The sequence below is a fragment of the Microbulbifer mixtoriginis (SeqCode) genome (genome assembly GCF_052467705.1).
This window is the reverse complement of record NZ_CP174322.1, coordinates 1,446,732-1,467,320: the sequence shown is the minus strand read 5'-3', so window position 1 is coordinate 1,467,320 and position 20,589 is coordinate 1,446,732. Positions and strand designations below refer to the sequence as shown.

Below are 20,589 nucleotides of genomic sequence, written 5' to 3'. Positions count from 1 at the left end.
CGAAGTATTCTAACGGTTTAAAGCCACTCCCTAGCTAAAGCAACCACAGTTTTTACCCGCGCCGGTAACGCCTTGTGGCGACGTGTAATTAGAAATAAAGTCTCAGTGATGGAGTTCGCCAAGCGATGAGGCTTAATTTGCGCAAAATTATGAAAGGCATTGACTGCATGAGCGGGTAATACCGTAAAACCCAAGCCCATACTGACCGGTTCCAAGATCAGGCCAATTTGGTTACAAAATCCCTTGAGTTTAAACATATCTACATGCTGGAATTCTGAGAAATTTGCCCCCAGTAACAAGCCCGCTTGATGAGCACCATCTGGGTGACCGATATAACCCAACTCTAGCAACACCCTCCAACTCAACTTCTTGACTGACGCAGGGGTCACAAGCAGTAATTCTTCACTGCCTACAGGCTGACTCGCTATCTCCGCCATTGTTGACGGATTAGTTACAAACCCAATGTCTGCCTTATAACCAAGTATGGATTCTTCCACAGCCTGATTAGGAGCAAAACGATAGTCTATGGTCAGTTTCGGGTGTTCTCTTTGCAGGTCCAGTAATTTTGGATAGAGCTTTAGACCCACACTACCTGGGGATTGAATACTCACTTGTCCCTCATAAGCTGGATCTTCGCCAAGTCGTTGACCCAGTGTAGAGAGGGATTCGACGATATCTTGAGCCTCTAGATATAGCTTTTCGCCTGCCTCGGTCAGGGTGAATTGTTTCCCCTGCCGATGGATCAGCGTCAACCCAAGGAAGTCTTCCAGGCGGCGTAAGTGTTGACTGACGCCAGATTGGGTCATATGCAGGTGCTGCGCCGTTTTGGTAAAGCTACCTAGCTCCACCAAAGTACAGAAACTACGTAGCCACACAGGATTAATCATTACAAAATTTACTCAAAAAAATCACAAATCATAATTATACGTAATGATCTAGGCACAGTAACTTATGCGAAAGTAATTGTTGGAGAGTGACTAATGAAGAGTGTTTATCCGAGAAACTTTTCTCATATCGGTATTTCAGTGCCAGACTTGGAAGCTGCCGTTAAGTTCTACACAGAGGTCATGGGCTGGTACCTGATTATGCCACCAACGGAAATCAGTGAAGATCACAGCGCCATTGGTGAGATGTGTACCGATGTCTTTGGAGCCAAGTGGGGTAGTTTCCGCATCGCTCACCTTTCCACCGGCGATCGTATCGGTGTGGAGCTATTCCAGTTTCCCAACCAGGAAAATCCAAAGGATAATTTCGAATACTGGAAAACCGGCGTATTCCACTTCTGTGTTCAGGACCCGAACCTGGAAGAACTGGCAGAGAAAATTGTCGCAGCTGGTGGCAAAAAGCGTATGCCAAAACCCAGATATTACTATCCAGGAGAAAAGCCATATCGCATGATTTATATGGAAGATCCGTTTGGCAATATTCTGGAAATATACAGCCACAGTTACGAACTGATTTATAGTAGCGGTGCCTACAACTGATTCTACAGTGAACCGGCACCGGTACTTCCGGTGCCATAGCCAACAATTGGTTGATCGCTGGCAGTTTGTATTGCTAGTGCAGGACTTTATTGTCTGAGAGGAAATCGGCAATCACCTTGCCTAGAACCGAGTGTTGATCCTCGTCTAAATGAATACCATCCCGTTCACTGACTTTGACCCACCTATTTGCATCCAGAAATAAGGTCCCCAGATCGTTAGAGACTTTTTCCAGCTCCTGCGGGAAACCTTCACAGCGTTTTTTCGCACCAGAAAATTTATAGCCAATAATGCCGCAAGGATTGTTGATCGTTAAGGGAGCAACAATTAGAACCTTAGGTACTGGCATACCAGGCTCGATAGGTGCACTGCGAATTACGGAGACTAGCTTAGCCACCCCCTGGGCAGACATACTGGCTTTATTATCGTGAGTATCCTGGAAATCATTGGTGCCCAACATTAGGATTACACAATGCAATGGGGAGTGCATTTCAATCACCTGTGCCAACCCTTCAACACCCCGCCGGCCCTCACGAAATGGATCGTCCCAAACGGTCTTGCGACCATTCAGGCAATTTTCAATCACTCGTACATTATGCTTATTTTCGTTTAAGTGGAACTCCATAACTCCAGGCCAACGCTGGGCAAATGTCATGCGCTGTCGGGTATCCGGAATGATGCCCCAGGAAACACTATCGGAATAAACCAGAATATTATCCATCTTGCCGACCTCCTTCCTTATATTTGGGGAACTCACTTACAAAGAGATCCCGAACTTTATGGACAAAGGGGCCAACTCCTAAGGAAATGTAAGCCCAAGCTAAATTTAAACTCTAGTATGGCACCGCCAAATGCGCTATTCCCCGCAAAGTTAGACGTGAAATAATCAACGAACTGACACCACAAACAGCAATAGCTGCCGTTAACGGCAAAGGCGTGCCATCAAAAACCAGACTGGTTAAAACAATAGCCAATGCTCCAAGCAACATTTGTAAAGCGCCACCCAGGGCTGCGGCAGTACCAGCAATGGGGCCATGTTCTTCAAGAGATAACACCATGGAAGTGGGAATAACCAGCCCAAGGAATATATTACAGGTCAACAACATTGCCACCAGCAATAAAAATTGATCATAACCCCAAAACACAACCATACACATCACCAGAGAGCTGATGGCAAAACCAGCAGTAGCCCACTTCACCACCGCCACTGAACCAAAACGGGCCCCCAGGTTTGCAGCAAACTGACTAGAGATAAAGAAACCCAGCGCATTTAAGGCAAAAGCAAGGCTGAACTCCGTTGGTGTCAGCCCATAAAAATCGGTGTACAGGAAAGAGGCCGTGGCAAGGAAAGAAAAAAAGCTGGCGATACCCAAACCACCGATGCTAGTCAGACCCACATACACAGGGTCGCGCAGCAATGTCGAGAAAGCGCCAAGCATGGCATTTAAACGAAATGGTACACGGTGATGATGATGTAAGGTCTCCGGCAAGCTGGTTACTGCCAGCAATAAGCTGGCCAGGGTCAGCAGAGCAATCAGCAAAAATACACTGCGCCACCCAAAAGGGACTATCAAGGTACTGCCAATCAGCGGAGCGAGCATCGGCGATATAGAAATCACCAACATCACCGTAGTCATTAAGCGAGTGGCCTGAGTACCAGTGTAATAATCTCGAATCACTGCCCTGGGGATCGACATCACCGAAGCGGCACCAACGCCCTGTAAAAACCTTAAAGCGATCAGCGCCTCTATAGAGGGCGCCAGAGCACAACCGATAGAAGCCAGGGTAAAAAGAACCAATCCAAAATACAGCGGTGGCTTTCTACCAAACATGTCCGAAGCGGGGCCATAAAATAGTTGGCATACCCCAAAAGCAACAAAGTAAGATATCAGGGTGTACTGAGCAGCCTCTATAGGGGCTCCCAAATCCTGGGCGATATCCGGTAGGGCCGGCAGATACATATCGATAGCAACAGGCCCAACACAGCTCAATAAGCCCAGAATGAGTGCCATCTTAATAAAATTCAACTTCATAGAATGTCCAATAAATCAGGCTCGGAAATACAAAAAAATCGAAATGTCGCTATCAGGAAATAACCTGATGCTTCCAGAGTAAATTCTCTTATTTCATTCAAGCTAGCGCTCTTGCAGTACAGAATACCTGCCTAGGTATAAGAAATGCGAACACAAACGTTTACACCCCAAAAGTCAGCTCAACCTCGCAATCTTTTTACTCCCCAATTCCCACAGTTATTCAGTGGCAACTAAAAGCTCTATCGCCCAGAAGTACTGACCATTTCCTAAAAGCCTATACCGACTGGATAGTCGGACATTAAGATTAGCCAAGGCAATATTTTGGATGGCGATGATCTAGGAGGATAGCGTTCAAGACGCTGGGGGTTAGGTAAAAATAGATGAAATTATGCGTCCGCTCCCCTATTGACCCTGTTTAGCCCTCCTGATGATGGGGTAGAAATATGTTCGAATCCTATATCTCACTAGCCAGACTGCAGTTTCCTATCGGTGGTTTTATCCGTTCACAGAGAAATCAGAAATTGTGGCACTAGAAAAACGCCGCAGGAATCACTCTGTACCCAGTTGGTCATTAGCGGCTGCAAAAGCCGAACGTTTGCCCCTGCGCTCTCGCCACCGCTTTGCCCCACAAATTCCTTTGCGCACTCGGCCGGCACTCAACCGGCGGCAGCAAAAAACCCCTTTGTTTATTGCCCACACGCCCTGCTGGGTAATCACAATGTATCCAGAGGGCGAAACTGTAAATCGGTTACTGGGAACCCTAAAATCTCAGCGCCTTCGTGCCAGCCAAGTCGCTGGCGTTGAAGGGCGCAATGGTATACCCAAGCTTGAGGACGATGAGGTTCTCTGTAACGCCATCACGCGTTGGCGTCACTTGTGTGAGCTGAAAAGTTCTGAGATTGGTTGTTATCTGGCTCACCTTCGCGCTATTCGTCAGGCTTACCAGGCCGGTCTACAAAGGGTATGTATCCTTGAGGATGACGTTCAAGTGGAAGGTGACTTTGCCAGAGTATTGGCGGAGCTGGAGCGATTGCCCCCAGAAGTGGAAATGATCCGTTTGATGGGCCTGAAAGTACGCAAGCGCAAGATCATCCGATCCCTCAATGATGGTGTGCACAAGCTAGTTCGCCCAGAGCGGGGTTGGTGCGGGGCCCAGGGTTATTTGATCAATCGCTGTGGAATGGAAAAGGTTCTGAGGTATGCCAGGCGGATTTTCGAGCCTATCGATAAGGTCTTTGATCACTTTTGGCAGTTTGATCTGAAGCTTTATGGTATCGAGCCCCATCTACTATGGGAAACCGAACACATTTCCAGTATCGAAAAATCTAACGTCCACAAGGCCAAGGTGGCCCGTTGGCTTTATTGGCTACACCCTTTTGGCAAGCTGTGGCGCAGTATTGAAAGACATAGCTACCTATATCGTTTTAAAGGCGATTTTTACCCAGCAGAGAAACCAAAGAAACGTCCAGGGCGCACTGCCCGAATGAAACTCTAATTCAAGAGATAACCAGGGCGCCTCTGAATAATTCCGTGATGCCTCTGGATTTCAGAGCGGTTCTCTATCAAAAAGTGGCTTTGTAGGAATATCTAAGACCTTTCAAGAGAACACAACGCATAGTGTGAACACTCCACAAGGCCCGCATAGATCTTATGGAATTATTCAGTGGCTCCCTAGATATCCCAATAGCGCTGCATTTTTAAAAACATGAAAGAGGCCGTCCAGGTAATCATGACCAACCCCGTTAAAGCCTCTAAGCCAGCAGTGAAGCGTAGATGCCCCAAAGGCTCAATATCGCCAAAGCCAAGGGAGGTATAAGTGGTAAATGAGAAATACGCACAATCAAGCAGGCTGCCGTTGAAATTACCTTCTAGTGTGCCGAAGTAAGGCGAATTCACCATAAAGTAATAGCCATAGGCAAAGAGCCAGATTTCCGCTACGTGAGCCAAAAGGGCACCAAACACCCCCAGCACTATGGCAAAGTTGTGCCGCACCGGTAGCCAGCGCCCCAGGTGCACCAAAGCATTGAGGACTTCATGATGAATCAGCACCACAATAGCAACAATGATGCTGTTCACCGCAAAGGCAAAAGCCAATTCAGCGTCGATCATGGAAAAACTCGCGCACCAGCCTCCCGGCCTCTTCAGCCATCACACCAGACTCCACAGAAATTTTATGATTGAAGAAACCAGCCTCACCAAGCTTCAGCTGGCTTTCAACCACACCGGCACGTGGCTCTTTGGCACCAAAAACCAAACGACCAACACGCGCATGCATCAAGGTTCCAAAACACATAGTGCAGGGCTCGATAGTGACGTAAAGCGTGGTATTTGGCAGGCGGTAGTTTTGCTCTGTCTCCGCCGCATGGCGCAATGCGATAATTTCCGCATGAGCACTGGGGTCACAGTTACCAATAGGGCGATTACTGCCCTCGCCAATGATTTTACCTTCCCGCACCAATACGGCCCCAACCGGTACTTCTCCCCGCTCTGCGGCTAGCTCGGCTAATTCCAGGGCTCTGCGCATAAACGCATAGTCTTTAGGTGTCGCCATAACTCTTTCTTAGACCTCTACTACAGGGAGTACCAACGCATACACAAAGTATTTCGCTGTCATTTCTACTAGATTATTTTCTCTTTATGAAACGACGAACAATAAAATCCGCCTCGAGAACTACGCTTTCCTGCCCTTCCAACTCCGCGCGAGCCTCTCGATTGCCCTTCCAGGCAAAAGGCGTCATCGCGAGAAAATCCGCAATCGCCTCGTGCCCACGCAATTCAAAAGGAAAACAGCAGCGTAAATCGACCTCGGGATACAGCCCCTCAATCAACTTTGGGGCTGGGTGTTTACGAGGCTCCCGGTAGAGGTGTCCCTTCAAACTCCACAAGTGATCCGGACCGGGAGAAACATCCAGCAAATGCCCCCCCTCCTTTATTACCCTAAGCATCTCAGTATCCGGTGCAGGCGCAAAAATACGTAAGAGGTGATCCACGCTATTTGAAGCCACTGGCAGGTTGGTATTGCTGGATACAACAAACTGAGCACCACTGTCGGCTTTAGCCGCCATACGGACGCCTGACTTGGAAATATCTACCCCGGCCAACGCATGGCCGTGCCATCCGGCAGACTCCAACTGGCGTAAATAGTAACCTTCGCCACAACCGATATCCAAAAGCCGGCGCCCAGACTGGTAGGGCAGCAGCGCGGTAATCGTGTCCACTAGTGGGCGATAATAGCCCGCCTTGAGAAAGCGGCGACGGGCATGCAGCATTTCTGTGGAATCTCCCGGGTCCTTGCGCCGCTTGCGATAGACGGGTAACAAATTAACGTAACCCTCCCGCGCGCGATCAAAACTGTGCCGGTTACTGCAGTGCCAGGTATCTTTACCCAGCGTCAATGGCGTTGCGCAGAGGGGACATTGCCAAATCATTCAACTTCCTGAACTTGTGTATTCTTCATCATTGAGGGAGGGGTGCGCTGTAAAATAAGATCCGCTGCCTTCTCCGCAATTGCGATCACCGGTGCATTGGTATTACCGCTGATCAGGGCCGGCATTATGGAGGCGTCCACAACCCTCAGTCCATCTACTCCATGTACTTTTAACTCCGCGTCGACTACTGCGAGATCATCATTGCCCATCTTACAAGTGCCCACCGGGTGATAAATTGTCTCGGCATGCTGACGAATATAGTGTTTGATGGAAGCCTTGCTGCTGAGCTTATGCTCCGGCAGCCAGAGGCGCTTCTGGTAGCGTTGTAAATCTTCCTGGTGGATGATGTCCCGAGCCATTTCGAATGACTCCAGCATCACCTGCATATCTTCGGGCTCGCTAAGATAATTGGGTTGGATACTCGGCAGGGCCTTGGGATCCTCTGTATTGAGAGTTATTTCACCCCGGCTTTTGGGGCGCAATGCACATGCATGCAAGGTGTAACCATACCCCGACTGTTTATTGAAACCGTGTTCAAAGGATGGCACTGCCGTGAAGTGGAATTGTATGTCCGGGCGGCCGTTGGCCAAGGTTGAACTCGCGAATCCCCCCGCTTCGGCAACATTACTGGTCAATGGGCCCCGATTCAGGAAGAACCATTCAGGCGCACGCATGGCGTGCTTCACTCTCGCCCACAAGTCATTCGAAAAAGTGATTGGGTCTGAGGTCTCCACCACTTGAGAGATATCGAGGTGGTCCTGGAGGTTTTTACCCACCCCTGGCAGGTGGTTCTGCGGCAGAATATCAAACTTACGCAGCTCCTCTTGTGGGCCAATGCCTGAGAGCAATAGCAAATGCGGGGTCTGTATTGCGCCTGCGCAGAGTAATACCTCCTTATTGGCCAATATTTTTTTACCATTGAGTAATTCCACCCCCACAGCCCTGTCACCTCTCAATATCAGCCGAGCGACTGGACTACGCGTGAGTACTCGTAAATTGGGACGCTTTTTTATCGGATGTAAATAGGCTGCAGCAGCAGAGCACCGCCGACCTCTGCGCTGTGTTACCTGGTAAAAGCCCACTCCATTCTGCTGGCTGCCATTAAAATCGCTGTTTGCCCGGTGTCCAGCAGACTGAGCTGCGCGCAGGAAGGCTTGCCCAGACTCAGTTTTCCACTTCAGATCACTTACCGTGAGCGGTCCATAGCCACTATGGTGCGCATCACTGCCACGCTCATTGCCCTCCGACAGAAGAAAGTAAGGCAATAAACTACGCCATCCCCAGCCTGCATTACCTGCGGCTTCCCAGGCATCATAGTCTTCACTTTGACCACGGATATAAACCATCGCATTAATCGCGCTACTGCCACCGAGGGTGCGGCCTCTCGGCCAGAACAATCGACGCTTGTTCAGGCTTTGCTGTGGTTCCGTGTAATGGTGGAGGTTATAGTCTGTGCCTGACATCAACATCCCGATACCCAGGGGCATGGATATCAACGGACTGCGATCTGGGGGGCCTGCCTCGAGCAGGCAAACACGATGCTGCTCATCAGCACTCAGCCGGTTGGCCAATACACAGCCGGCAGAGCCGGCACCTACGATCACATAATCAAACACCATTTGAGTGGACATGGGACCTCAGCACCTTTGCAGCTGGATTTTCCTCGACGGTACACTCAACCTCGTCAAAATTACAGAGATGAAGGAACGCAAAGATGAGGGATTGCGAATTTAGTGACAATAAAGTCCTACGCAGCTGGCACAATAATGCCGGCGAGTGGGTGAAGGTGGTGGACCGGGGAGCAATACCCAGCCGCAGGCTGATCACCGATCAGGCAATTTTTGAGGCTGTCCTTGCGCATAATCCCTCCAACGTGCTGGATATTGGCTGTGGTGAAGGATGGCTATCCCGCCGCCTGGCAGCAGAGGGCATGGATGTCTGGGGGATTGATGGCGTGGACGAGTTAATTAATGAAGCCAAGCGCCGAGGGCAAGAACGGCAACAATTCCGTACTGTTTGTTATGAAGAGCTAGATCCGCAGGCATTTGAGCGTAAATTTGATTTGATTGTATGCAACTTCTCTTTGATTGGGGAGGAAGCCACCAATGCCATTTTTCACAGGGCTTGCTCCCTGCTCAACCCACAAGGGTATCTACTCCTCCAAACTTTACATCCCCTACTCTCTTGTGGCGATGAAAAGTACCTGGATGGATGGCGACCGGGTTCCTGGCAAGGTGTAGAGGGGGATTTTCAGGAGGCAGCGCCCTGGTATTTCCGCACGCTATCAAGCTGGACCCAATTATTCATCGAACATGGATTGATGCTCACCACCCTGCAAGAACCCCTCAACCCAACGACCGGAAAACCTGCCTCATTAATCCTGGCAGGACAAGTTTGCCCTTAACCCCTAAAGCAGTTACTGGCGCCAGTTTTTGAATGCCCGGTTATCAGCGTAGTCGCTTTCAGCGACACTTTCGCGCTCCAGTCTCCTGAAAACCCACAAGCTCCCCTCAAATACGGCGCTCAAAGCAAGACCGTTTTTTCATCAACCATGGCGCACCAATATCAAAAAAATAATAAAAAAACATTGGCGCTCTCCTGATCACAGCTAGGACTGCTTGGACAAAAATGGAAAAGGGTCCAATCCATGCGGCTTTCAGGGATGTTTCCGACAATTTGCGACTGTCCAGTAAGTGAAGTAGCAGAAGCCGCCTATTTTCTATGGGAAAACGCTTCGAGGTGGGTATCCCATAATAAATTCAACGACCGCTTGCGGCCTTCCGAAATGAGATGCAACACCTGGGGTAGATAGAATGGCACTCTGCAGTTTCAGAATCAGACCGGGCAAATCCTTACCCAAAACAGTTGGATTACTGCTTTTTCCCACCTGTTGCATCTGCTCTGCGGACGAACTTTTTATCCCCGATTCACAACAAGCCCTAAATATACAATCCGTGAACCTGTTTTTCTCCGACAGTGCCTTCGCCATGGACAATGCTGCACTATTCCAAGCCGCAGATTATCTTCGCAGTAATTCCATGAATAGTACGCAACGACGCCTCAACTACCAGTGGCTACAAATGCATACCTACCCCAGTGAGTTTCGACCAACCACTGGCGGTAAGGCACTATTCAAAATTGTTAAGATTGGTTTAGATACCTACAAGCAGCGCAACAAGAGCACGGTGCAAAAAAGTCTTCTGCGTTACACCACCAACCGGGGCAAGATAGGCAACTCGGTAGATTATGGCATCAACCTTTCTGACGACAAATTCAAGATTTCTTTCGAGTACGAATTTTAGACCTGGCAGACGACTTGCCCTTGCCCTCCCCTAGTTTTGTTAGAATCTCCGCCAATCGATTTTGGCGGAGATAGCCGTGAGCAGCTCAAGTACCCCTTCTTCATTTCCCGAACTTCCAATCGCCAGCGTCGGCCGGCGCTTGGCGGCCCTGATGTACGACCTGCTAATCCTGATGGGACTGATGATGGTATACGGCTTTATAGCCCTGCCAGTGGCCTCAGTATTTGGTGGGTTAAGCTGCCAACCAGAAGCTATGGATTACAGCCCGTGTGTCGGCGGACCAATTTATCAACTGGGCGCTCTAGCGGTGATCGCCGGCTACTTCTTCTGGTCCTGGCGGGTAGCCGGCCAAACTGTGGGAATGCGCGCATGGCGCTTGATCGTGGCGAATCCAGATGGCGTACAGCTTACTTGGCGCCAATGTATCCTGCGAGCCATTGTCGCCCCTCTCTCTATCGCCTGCCTGGGCCTCGGCTACTTTTCCGCCTGGGCCCGCTCCGACAAGGCTACTTGGCACGACTTGATTTCAGAGTCTCAAGTGCGCCTTTTACCCAAAAAGAAGAAAAAAGGGTAACCGCCAACAAATTTAGGCTCAAGGGGCCCTATCGGGCCCGCTTGAGTAATAGCCAGCCCGCACCAAAACAAAGAAGAACCGGTAGCAATACAGCCAGCAGTGGTGGAAAACCAAAAACCAATGAAGAGGGGCCGAGTATCCCCTGCACAGTTTGGAAGATGATCCCCACCATAATCCCGGTAAACACTCTCAACCCGGTGGTTACTTCACGCAGTGGGCCAAAGATGAAAGAAATTGCCACCATAACCAAACTGGCAATGGTCAGTGGTTGCAGTATTTTCTTCCAAAACTCCAGCCAGTAGCGCCCGGAATCTTCACCCTTACGATCCAGGTAAGTACCGTAATCCCAGAGGTTACGCGGGGAAAGGTCTGAGGGCAGCGGCACGATCAGGGCAAACAACTCCGGTGAGACCTCCGCTTTCCATACACTGGTTGGCAGGTCTTTACTCTGCGTATCTTCCCCCAGGAACTGGGTGCTGCGACTGTTCTTAAGCAGCCACTGCTCATTCTGAAACTGCCCCCGTTCAGAGAACTCCACCCATTGCAGCTCCCGGTTATCCGCAAAGTGATAACGGGTTACGCCATAGAGTTCACCATCTGGCAGGGCAGCATTAAAGTGCACAAATTCGCCACTGTCTTTTAACCACAAACCGCTTTCAAGACCACTCGCTTCGAGTTCACCCAGGGCGCGTGCTTTGTTGTTCTCGGCGATTACATTGGTCTTGGGAATCACAAACTCCGCCAGGGCCAAACCGATAAAAATCAACAGAATGATTGGTTTCATTACCGCCCAGGCAATACGGCCAATAGAGACACCAGCCGCGCGCATAACGGTCAGTTCACTGGTGCCGGCCAGAGTTCCCAGCCCCACCATACATCCCACGAGGGCGGAGAAACCCAACTGCTCGTAGATACGCCCTGGCAATCTCCACAGGACATATTGTATTGCCTGGCTAAAGCCGTAATCGCGCTTGAGGTCTCCCAATTGGTCGATAATGGCGGAAATAATATCCAGGCCGAGAATAATCAATAGCACCACGAAAACTGCTAGGGCAATGGTGCGGCCAATATACATATCCAGCTTATACATCGGCCGACTCCTTAACACCTTCCGGCAATGGTTTGGGTTTAGGGCGCCAATTCCTCGCCGCCAGAAGCAATAACCCAATCAGTAGGAAGGGCGGGTGTACTAACCAGATCACCGCGGGATTGGCAAACTTGCCATCCTCTACAGCCCCGCGAACCCCCTGCAGAACCACCAGGTAAATGAGGTATAGGAGTATCGCGGGGAACATCTTGATAAAGCGTCCCTGGCGGGGATTAGTACGCGATAGCGGTACTGCCAGCACCGCAACCACCAACACCAATACCGGCAAACTCAAGCGCCAGTAGAGGTAGGCCGTCTCCCTGGGGTTGTCACTGCCAATCAGCTGCGTAGTGGGGGCCGACTCAATTTGGTCGCGCCAACGACTGCGCAACCGTGGTGGTTCCATTAGTACCTCGTAGCTGGAAAACGACATCTGCCTGTATTCCCGCTGTCCCGGCACGCCCTCGTAACGATAGCCATCGCGCAGTACCAGGTAGCGCAGCCCCGTTTCGGGATCGATTTGTTGGACCCCTTCCTTGGCGCGAGTAACCACCTGGCGATTCGCCTCAGTCTCAGCTTCCGTGGCCCTCAACTCGGCGAGGAACACTCCCAGCATGGTGGACTTATCCTCACTCAGGGCCTCTGCGTAATACACTGCCTGGCCGCCACTGGTGGATATAAATTTCTTCGGTATCAGGTGATCAAACTCATTGCGGGATTTTTCCGCGTTGAGCATCAGGTTGGAACGCTCGGCACCAGCGGGGGTGAGGTACAAACTCATTGATGCCACAAACAAAGCCACTGCCAGAGCCGGTGCCAGGGTGTAAAACAGCAAACGCCATTCGCTGAAACCACAGGCGTGCAGCACTGTCATTTCGCTCTCTATATAGAGGCGCCCATAGGCCAAAAGAATCCCGACGAATAATCCCAGTGGCAATATCAATTCCAGGAATCCCGGTAAGCGGTAGGCCATTAAGGAGAAAAGGATATTAGCCGAAAGGTCCCCTGCGGCGGCTTCCGCAAGGTATTTCACAAATCGGCCACTCATCACCATTAATAGCAAAACTGCGCTGACCGCCAGCGTGGCAAACAGCAGCTCGCGGCAGAGATAGCGGAAAATAATCACAGGGCGAACGAATTCCTTGGTGACAGCGGTGTGATGAATTGGACTTCAGTCGAACAAGTTGCCCACTAGGTACAGCAATCCATAGACGAGCAGGTTAAACTTGTGCGACGCATTATCACTAAAAATTCTTGCTATGTCTCGGTTCAGAGCTATGCAATCTATTGTCAGATTTTAAGGAAAGCGAAAAATGCAGTTCTCCGCAAAGGTCTCGGATATCTCCAAACAGCGCGCAGCCTGTTCCGTTATTTCAGCTGATGCTAAAAATGGCTTAAGCCCCAGCGGTAAAAACCTCGATCAACTCGCAAAAGGAACTATTGGCAAAATTCTCAAGCGTGGTGACCTGGGCGTAAAACCCGGCAGCACCCAGTTAATCGACCTGCTGGACGGACCCAGTGAGCGAGTGCTGGTCGTTCGCACCGGCAAGGGAGACATCAGCCAGGCAGAGTTCCGCAAGCTGGCCAGCGCCAGTGCCGCAGTGGTGAAAAAGTTCAAAGACGCTACCAGCTACCTGTGCGAGCTCGAAGTAAAAGGGGCTGATAAAACCTGGCAGGCCCAGCAGATTGCGCTGGCCACAGGTCTGGCCACCTACCGCTTCACCCAGTGCCTCACTGATGCTAAACCCTACCCTCTCACCAAATTCACCCTGCATGCCATTGATCGCAAGCAGCTAAAAACCATCCAAAAAGGGATGGAGATTGGTGCCGGCCAAGCACTGGGAAGCAATGTAGCACGGGAACTGGGTGATCTGCCTGGCAATATCTGTACACCCAACTATCTGGCAGCTCAGGCCCGCACACTGGCCAAAAAACACACAAAGCTCTCCACAACTGTGCTCGACGAGAAAAAAATGAAAGCGCTTGGAATGGGCGCACTTCTCAGCGTAGCAAAAGGCAGTGACCAGCCCCCCGCCCTGATCGCCATGAACTACAAGGGTGGCAAAACCAGCGAAAAACCCATTGTGCTGGTGGGCAAAGGCATTACCTTCGATAGCGGTGGTATCAGCATCAAGCCCGGCCAAGCTATGGATGAAATGAAATACGATATGGGCGGTGCGGCCAGTGTTTTCGGTGTAATGAACGCCCTGGTGGAGCTGCAACCATCTATCAATGTGGTGGGCCTGGTCGCCGCCGCAGAAAATATGCCCAGCGGCCGCGCCAGCAAGCCCGGTGATATCGTCACCTCCATGTCCGGAAAGACTATCGAGATTCTGAACACCGACGCCGAAGGCCGCCTGGTACTTTGCGACGCACTCACCTATGCCAGCAAGTACAAGCCCCGCGCGGTCATCGATATTGCCACTCTCACCGGTGCCTGTGTAATCGCTCTCGGCCACCACGCCACAGGCCTCTATGCCAATAACGAAGAACTCGCCCAAGACCTGCTCAAGGCCGGCGAAACCAGTGGCGACCGCGCCTGGCAAATGCCTCTTTGGGATGAGTACCAGCCCGCCCTGGACTCCAACTTTGCCGATATGCAAAACATCGGCGGCCGCGATGCCGGCTCTGTAACCGCCGCCTGTTTCTTGTCCCGCTTTGCCGAAGAGTACACTTGGGCACATATGGACATCGCCGGTAGCGCGTGGAAATCCGGTGCCGCCAAAGGGGCCACCGGACGTCCGGTACCGCTTCTGGTGGAATACCTGCTGGGAAAATAACTGGCAAAAGCGCACAATAGCCGCCCCCGAGCGGCAGCCGTAACGGCCCCTCGCGGGCCGTTGTCGTCTCTGTACAAATATAAGCCAGCATGACCCGTATCGACTTTTACATCCTCTCCTCCGATCAGCCCCAGCAAGCGGATATCTTCGCCTGTCGCCTGGCGGAAAAGGCCTATCGCAACGGTCTGCGGGTTCTGCTTGCCGTGGATAATCAGGAACGTGCCGAGCAACTCAACCAACTGTTGTGGACCTTCCGTGAAGACAGTTTCCTGCCCCATGCCAACCAAGCGAATGGCGAGCAGGCAGCCATCGAAATCAACTGCGGTGGAGATCCGCAGGCACACCACGGCCTACTGATCAACCTGTGCAGCAAAGTCCCCAACTGGTTCAGCCGCTTCGAACGTCTCGCCGAGATCGTCGTTCAAGAAGCCAATGCCCTGCAACGCTCACGATCGCGATTTGGTCACTTCCGCGATCGCGGATATCCGTTACAATCCCATAAGATCAACCAGAGCATGTAATCACTAACTACCGCCATGTCCGGTCGAAAGAACAAGCACAAGCAGCGCGGACAACCACGCAAACCTTCCAGCGAGCTGCTCGATGAGCTGAACTCACTGCACGACCTACTCAACAGTGACGATCTCGATGAAATCCCACTGCTCAACCAAGTAGCGGGCCAAGTAACGGGGAAGGATGAGCCAAAAACCCTAACCGCTGCACCTCCTACAGAGCCTCCATTGTTATCCACTGAACCAGAAGCCCCGCCACCTTCCCCAATGGATGACGCCTTAGAAGAGGACCTGCCCATATTGTTTTCCCCAATCGAGGAGACACTGGGCGAAGAACATAAAGTGCAGTTGGCCGAATCGGATCTAGCCCTATTGCGCCCCTTACAAAACCTGCCCGGCAAAACAACGGCAGAGCCCCAAGTGCAGGCTTCCCAGGAAGCGTCAGACCATGACCATGATGACCAGCCTGGCAATAACGCTCAATCGAATAGTGAGGGGACTGACATTGATCGTACAACCGCAACGGATACAGCAACTGAGGCTCCTGTACCGGCACCCGACAACCCCTTCTTGCCAGCCCATATCCGCTCGCGACTTACCGGGGGGCGTATTCCAGCTCATGAAGAGAAAGCCCAGAAAAAACCCGAGGCCATAGAAACTGCCAGCGCGGGTACCCGTACCCAGGCATTGGTAATGGCCCAGGCGATCGCAGAAAAGGAGGGGCCAGTAGAAAAATTGGAGCCCTCAGAGAAAGAGCGCCAGCGCAACGACCTGATTGAAGAATTGGTAGCCCAACAGCTTCCTCAACTGGAAAAACAGCTGCGTGCCCAGATAGAAAAAGTGGTCGACGAGCTAGAGATCTGGGACTGAGCGCGATTTAGCCCCAAAGCTGCCTTTTGCCCACCCTACCCCCGGCGGTATAATTGCCGCCTTTTCCGCGCAGCCCGAGCAAGCACCAGACTATCCTGAGCCAAAACGCTGTGCACGCAGTCAGTTAAACACAAGGTTTCCCGCCCGCATGGACAAAACATACCAGCCCAACGCCATCGAACAGCAGTGGTACAAAACCTGGGAGGAGAACGGCTACTTCAAGCCTTCCGGGGATACTGAGGCCAAGCCCTACAGCATTATGATCCCGCCGCCGAACGTCACCGGCAGCCTGCATATGGGCCACGGTTTCCAGGAGTCCATCATGGACGCCCTGATTCGCTACCACCGCATGCAGGGAGACAACACCCTGTGGCAAGTGGGCACCGACCATGCCGGTATCGCCACCCAGATGGTGGTAGAGCGCCTACTGGGCGCCGAAGGCGTATCCCGCCACGACCTGGGCCGCGACAAGTTTATTGAGAAGGTCTGGGAGTGGAAAGAAGAGTCCGGCGGCACCATTACCCGCCAGCTGCGCCGCCTGGGCGCCAGCCCCGACTGGTCCCGCGAACGCTTCACCATGGACGACGGCTTCTACAAAGCGGTGCAGGAAGTCTTTATCAAACTGTATGAAGACGGCCTGATTTATCGCGGCAAGCGCCTGGTGAACTGGGACCCGAAATTCCACACGGCGATCTCAGATCTGGAAGTACTAAACGAAGAAAAGCAGGGTCACCTGTGGCACTTCCGCTACCCGCTCTCCGACGGCTCCGGCCACTTGGTCGTTGCCACTACCCGCCCGGAAACCATGCTTGGCGATACCGCCGTAGCCGTACACCCGGAAGACGAGCGCTACCAGCACCTGATTGGCAAGACCATCAAGTTGCCCCTGGCGGATCGCGAAATCCCGATTATTGCCGACGAATACGTCGATCGTGAATTCGGCACCGGCTGTGTAAAAATCACCCCAGCCCACGACTTCAACGACTACGAAATGGGCCAGCGCCACAACCTCGAGATGATCAACATCCTCGATGCCGACGCCCACCTGAACGACGCAGTGCCGGAAAAATACCGGGGCATGGAGCGCTTTGCCGCGCGCACCCAGATTGTCGATGACCTGGACGCCCTCGGCCTGCTGGAAAAAGTAGAGCCCCACACCCTCAAGGTACCTCACGGGGACCGCTCCGGCGCCGTGATCGAGCCCTGGCTCACCGATCAGTGGTACGTAAAAACCCAGCCCCTGGCCGATGAAGCCATCGCCGCCGTTGAAGATGGCCGCGTTGAGTTCGTACCGAAGAACTACGAAAACATGTACTTCTCCTGGATGCGCGATATCCAGGACTGGTGTATTTCCCGCCAGCTGTGGTGGGGCCACCGCATCCCCGCCTGGTACGACAACGAAGGCAAAGTCTACGTTGGCCGCAGCGAAGAAGAAGTGCGCGAGAAGCACAACCTGGGCGCCGACATCAGCCTGCGCCAGGACGACGACGTACTCGACACCTGGTTCTCTTCCGGCCTGTGGACCTTCGGCACCCTGGGCTGGCCAGAAGATACCGAAGAGCTGAAAGCCTTCCACCCCAGCTCCGTACTGGTCACCGGCTTCGATATTATTTTCTTCTGGGTTGCGCGCATGATGATGCTGACCCTCTACTTCAAGAAGGAAGTACCGTTTAACACCGTGTACGTGCACGGCCTGGTGCGCGACAACCACGGCCAGAAGATGTCCAAATCCAAGGGCAACGTGATCGATCCTATCGACCTGATCGACGGTATCGACCTGGAGCCCCTGGTAGAGAAGCGTACCTCTGGTCTGATGCAACCTCACCTGCGCGAAAAGATCGAGAAGCAAACCCGCAAGGACTTCCCCGAAGGTTTCTCTGCTTTTGGTACCGATGCCCTGCGCTACACCTATTACTCATTGGCTTCCACCGGCCGCGACATCAAGTTTGATGTGGGCCGTATCGAAGGCTTCCGCAACTTCTGTAACAAGATCTGGAACGCCTCCCGCTACGTACTGCAAAACTGCGAAGAGCACGATTGTGGACAGGATGGCAGCACGGATTTTGAACTGACCATCGCCGACCGCTGGATTATTTCCCAACTGCAGCGCACCGAGATTACCGTACGCGAAGCGATGGATACCTACCGCTTCGACCTCGCCTCCCAGGCCCTGTACGACTTTATCTGGAGCGAGTACTGCAGCTGGTACCTGGAGCTGTCCAAGCCGGTACTGTGGGACGACAACGCCTCCGACGCAGTGAAGAAAGGCACCCGCCGCACCCTGATCCGCGTACTAGAAACCATCTTGCGTCTGGCCCACCCGCTGATGCCGTTTATCACCGAAGAAATCTGGCAGCGTGTAAAAACCCTCGCCGGCTCCAACGGTGACACCATTATGCTGCAACAGTACCCTGAAGCCGATAACAGCAAGATCGACGAAGAAGCGGAAGCGGCTGTTGCCTGGTTGAAGCAGGTTATTGAAGGCGTGCGTAATATTCGCGGTGAAATGAACATTTCCCCTGCGAAGAAAATCCCACTGATTCTGCGCGGCGGTTCGAGCCGTGACCAAGAACTGCTGGAGCAAGCCCGCAGCCTGCTGATCAAACTGGCCAGCCTCGAAGAAATCACCTGGCTGGAAAGTGGAGAAGCTGCACCCGCCTCCGCCACTGCCCTGGTAGGCGATATGGAATTGCTAGTACCCATGGCCGGGCTGATCGACGTTAAAGCCGAGAGCGCCCGTCTACAGAAAGAGATTGATAAACTTTCCAAAGAACTCGCACGAGTTGAAGGCAAACTCAACAATCCCAAGTTTGTAGACAAAGCCCCCGAAGCCGTTGTTGCCAAGGAGAAGGACAAGCTTGCAGAAATGAAAGGTGCTCACGAGCGTCTGCAACAGCAACTTGAGGAAATCAGTAACCTTTAATGGTTCTGGTAATCCGCTCCATTAAAGAGCGGATCTGATAAAAAAAGGGGGCTCTGCCCCCTTTTCTTTTTTTTGATATAAATCAAACAACCCCTTCTAGCCCTAGCGCCTTTCGATTTTCTATCAACTTCAGAACCCGAGTATGTGCTCAATGTACCTGCATCGCTTGTGGGTTTGTCAGCTCCAAAATCAGCTTTACCGAAGTGGTATACGACCTAAAGCCCGCTAAAACGCTTCAAGCACCGCCCAATTTTTCAACCTTCCTGAGTACCTGATAAGAAATCAACATGATTTTCAATCGGTTTGACTGTTATTTTTATAAAGATCCTGACTGATTGAAAACTCTAAGTACGACAGTGAGTTAGAGAAAGTCTATTCATTGGGGAAAGTGGCCAAAGTGATCATTTTGCATTTGGGACAAGAGTTCAGGCTTGTATGTAATTTATTCATCCTTCAAGGTTTTTACGCATTTCTTCGTTAGATTGATTTCAGGATGACAATCATGATAATAGTGGTCAGAATGATTACACTATAAGTGTTAAATTCGAGTAAAGCATGAAGTGCTGGGCAAATAACGTTTCTGCGTGTTGCAGGACGCAATCTAGCGAACACTACATTACGAAAGGCTTGTTTAGCGACAAGATGATCCATGTGTATAACGCCCCGTTTTTTGGCGGGCAGAGTAAAGTAGTTGCTAAAAAATCATTAACTCGAAATTGTTTGTGCCAAAGACATAATTCTTTACTTTCAATCTATGATGATGAGGCCATCAATTTCGGGATGGCCTTAAAATACTGCCACGATAGGTCGTTTAAATATGGTGATAGTGCCAAGAAAAGACAGTCTATCCACACCAAGCATATAGATACGGATTGGTTCTATCGATGGTACTTAAAAACATATTTGGGAATATCTGACTTTTTTAGTTATGATTCTGCCCTTGACAAAGATGTTCTGGCAGCACTTGTTTTCTCTGGCAAGAAAATTAATGATTATTTAGATCTAAAGATATCCATGTCTATTAAAGAAGACTTTCAGGTGAAAGAGGTTATCTCTGTAGCTCCGCTGGAAAGCCAGGAACAGATAGTAGGCATGCAAGTTGAGCTGTATGGTATTCGGTTGCATGGTTTGTTTTTTGATCAGCCAAAATGCAAGCAAAAGCCCATTCGAATAAAGTTCAGAGATAGAAATAAGAACCTGTTATCAGTCATCAAGTTTAGCTGAATTTAACAAAGCCGGGCAGGATGCTACGAGCCTTCGGCCCTCCGCGGGACAGCTTATCTTGTGCACATTTTGCGCGCGCCGCTTCTTAGCGGCGTTCTATAATCTCAACCAAGTCCATCCCCCTATACCCTCTCCTTTTTCACAAGTCTATAGATTTCCTCACGGTGAACGGGTAGAGATTTGGGAGCACGTATGCCTATCTTTACCTGATTACCCTTAACTCCCAATACCGTAATTGAGACGTTAGCTCCAATCCGTAAGTTTTCACCCGTCCGGCGCTTTAAGATCAACATATTTGCTTCCTATTAGTACTCAAACCATACGTAGACCTCCCTTAATGGAAGGGTTTGAAAGTAACTTTTAAGGAAGTATCAG

20 protein-coding genes are annotated in these 20,589 nt (G+C 51.2%); 10 read left to right on the top strand and 10 right to left on the bottom strand.

From position 1 onward, the window contains the following. Positions 1 to 17: 17 nt before the first annotated feature. Positions 18 to 887, bottom strand: coding sequence for a LysR family transcriptional regulator (locus tag ACJJIB_RS06460; protein ID WP_444888259.1), 870 nt, complete (start codon positions 885 to 887; stop codon positions 18 to 20). 93 nt (positions 888 to 980) lie between these two features. Between ACJJIB_RS06460 and ACJJIB_RS06455 the strand changes: the two genes are divergently transcribed. After that, positions 981 to 1,484: a lactoylglutathione lyase family protein gene (locus ACJJIB_RS06455; protein ID WP_252084890.1), complete on the top strand. Its 504-nt coding sequence runs from the start codon at positions 981 to 983 to the stop codon at positions 1,482 to 1,484. 73 nt (positions 1,485 to 1,557) lie between these two features. Here ACJJIB_RS06455 and ACJJIB_RS06450 read toward each other — a convergent pair whose 3' ends face one another. Together ACJJIB_RS06450 and ACJJIB_RS06445 are read right to left on the bottom strand one after the other, a co-directional pair. Beyond that, on the bottom strand, positions 1,558 to 2,202 hold the full coding sequence (locus ACJJIB_RS06450; RefSeq protein WP_444888258.1) for an SGNH/GDSL hydrolase family protein: 645 nt from the start codon (positions 2,200 to 2,202) through the stop codon (positions 1,558 to 1,560). 112 nt (positions 2,203 to 2,314) lie between these two features. Beyond that, positions 2,315 to 3,514: a multidrug effflux MFS transporter gene (locus ACJJIB_RS06445; protein WP_444888257.1), complete on the bottom strand. Its 1,200-nt coding sequence runs from the start codon at positions 3,512 to 3,514 to the stop codon at positions 2,315 to 2,317. A gap of 523 nt (positions 3,515 to 4,037) precedes the next feature. Here ACJJIB_RS06445 and ACJJIB_RS06440 point away from each other — a divergent pair. Further along, positions 4,038 to 5,009, top strand: coding sequence for a glycosyltransferase family 25 protein (locus tag ACJJIB_RS06440; protein WP_444888256.1), 972 nt, complete (start codon positions 4,038 to 4,040; stop codon positions 5,007 to 5,009). A gap of 176 nt (positions 5,010 to 5,185) precedes the next feature. On the opposite strand, the gene ACJJIB_RS06435 is transcribed toward ACJJIB_RS06440, so the two are convergent. The 4 genes from ACJJIB_RS06435 to ACJJIB_RS06420 form a co-directional block, all read right to left on the bottom strand. Further along, positions 5,186 to 5,623: a potassium channel family protein gene (locus ACJJIB_RS06435; RefSeq protein ID WP_252084886.1), complete on the bottom strand. Its 438-nt coding sequence runs from the start codon at positions 5,621 to 5,623 to the stop codon at positions 5,186 to 5,188. Continuing rightward, a complete protein-coding gene (gene tadA / locus ACJJIB_RS06430) occupies positions 5,610 to 6,065 on the bottom strand; it encodes a tRNA adenosine(34) deaminase TadA (RefSeq protein WP_444888255.1) in 456 nt (151 codons plus the stop codon). The genes ACJJIB_RS06435 and tadA overlap by 14 nt, the downstream gene beginning before the upstream one ends. Before the next feature lie 73 nt (positions 6,066 to 6,138). Next, entirely contained in the window at positions 6,139 to 6,942 is an 804-nt protein-coding gene (locus tag ACJJIB_RS06425) for a putative RNA methyltransferase (RefSeq protein ID WP_444888254.1), read from the bottom strand. Further along, positions 6,939 to 8,573: a GMC family oxidoreductase gene (locus ACJJIB_RS06420; protein ID WP_252084883.1), complete on the bottom strand. Its 1,635-nt coding sequence runs from the start codon at positions 8,571 to 8,573 to the stop codon at positions 6,939 to 6,941. The genes ACJJIB_RS06425 and ACJJIB_RS06420 overlap by 4 nt, the downstream gene beginning before the upstream one ends. Before the next feature lie 83 nt (positions 8,574 to 8,656). Here ACJJIB_RS06420 and ACJJIB_RS06415 point away from each other — a divergent pair, with 83 nt between their 5' ends. From ACJJIB_RS06415 to ACJJIB_RS06405, 3 genes are all read left to right on the top strand, one after another. Beyond that, the gene (locus ACJJIB_RS06415; RefSeq protein ID WP_444888253.1) at positions 8,657 to 9,346 is read left to right on the top strand and encodes a class I SAM-dependent methyltransferase; all 690 of its coding nucleotides are present in this window, start codon (positions 8,657 to 8,659) and stop codon (positions 9,344 to 9,346) included. A 550-nt stretch (positions 9,347 to 9,896) separates the two neighbouring features. Next, complete coding sequence (locus tag ACJJIB_RS06410) at positions 9,897 to 10,244, top strand: hypothetical protein (RefSeq protein ID WP_252084881.1); 348 nt, start codon at positions 9,897 to 9,899, stop codon at positions 10,242 to 10,244. Between the two features lie 76 nt (positions 10,245 to 10,320). Further along, positions 10,321 to 10,818 carry an RDD family protein gene (locus tag ACJJIB_RS06405; protein WP_444888252.1) on the top strand — a complete coding sequence of 166 codons (498 nt, stop codon included), beginning with the start codon at positions 10,321 to 10,323 and terminating at the stop codon, positions 10,816 to 10,818. Between the two features lie 28 nt (positions 10,819 to 10,846). Here the strand turns inward: ACJJIB_RS06405 and lptG are convergent, their stop codons facing one another. Next, entirely contained in the window at positions 10,847 to 11,908 is a 1,062-nt protein-coding gene (lptG, locus tag ACJJIB_RS06400; protein WP_444888251.1) for an LPS export ABC transporter permease LptG, read from the bottom strand. After that, a complete protein-coding gene (gene lptF / locus ACJJIB_RS06395; protein ID WP_444888250.1) occupies positions 11,901 to 13,031 on the bottom strand; it encodes an LPS export ABC transporter permease LptF in 1,131 nt (376 codons plus the stop codon). The genes lptG and lptF overlap by 8 nt, the downstream gene beginning before the upstream one ends. 187 nt (positions 13,032 to 13,218) lie before the next feature. On the opposite strand from lptF, the gene ACJJIB_RS06390 reads away from it, so the two are divergent. From ACJJIB_RS06390 to ACJJIB_RS06370, 5 genes are all read left to right on the top strand, one after another. Beyond that, positions 13,219 to 14,685 (top strand): leucyl aminopeptidase, encoded by a 1,467-nt coding sequence (locus ACJJIB_RS06390; RefSeq protein ID WP_444888249.1) that lies wholly within the window; start codon positions 13,219 to 13,221, stop codon positions 14,683 to 14,685. An 89-nt stretch (positions 14,686 to 14,774) separates the two neighbouring features. Continuing rightward, complete coding sequence (locus ACJJIB_RS06385) at positions 14,775 to 15,206, top strand: DNA polymerase III subunit chi (RefSeq protein ID WP_444888248.1); 432 nt, start codon at positions 14,775 to 14,777, stop codon at positions 15,204 to 15,206. A gap of 15 nt (positions 15,207 to 15,221) precedes the next feature. Next, entirely contained in the window at positions 15,222 to 16,067 is an 846-nt protein-coding gene (locus ACJJIB_RS06380) for a hypothetical protein (protein ID WP_444888247.1), read from the top strand. 148 nt (positions 16,068 to 16,215) lie between these two features. After that, positions 16,216 to 18,990 (top strand): valine--tRNA ligase, encoded by a 2,775-nt coding sequence (locus ACJJIB_RS06375; protein ID WP_444888246.1) that lies wholly within the window; start codon positions 16,216 to 16,218, stop codon positions 18,988 to 18,990. Between the two features lie 651 nt (positions 18,991 to 19,641). Further along, the gene (locus ACJJIB_RS06370; RefSeq protein ID WP_444888245.1) at positions 19,642 to 20,214 is read left to right on the top strand and encodes a hypothetical protein; all 573 of its coding nucleotides are present in this window, start codon (positions 19,642 to 19,644) and stop codon (positions 20,212 to 20,214) included. 122 nt (positions 20,215 to 20,336) lie between these two features. Here ACJJIB_RS06370 and csrA read toward each other — a convergent pair whose 3' ends face one another. After that, a complete protein-coding gene (csrA, locus tag ACJJIB_RS06365; protein WP_444888244.1) occupies positions 20,337 to 20,507 on the bottom strand; it encodes a carbon storage regulator CsrA in 171 nt (56 codons plus the stop codon). Positions 20,508 to 20,589: the final 82 nt, after the last annotated feature.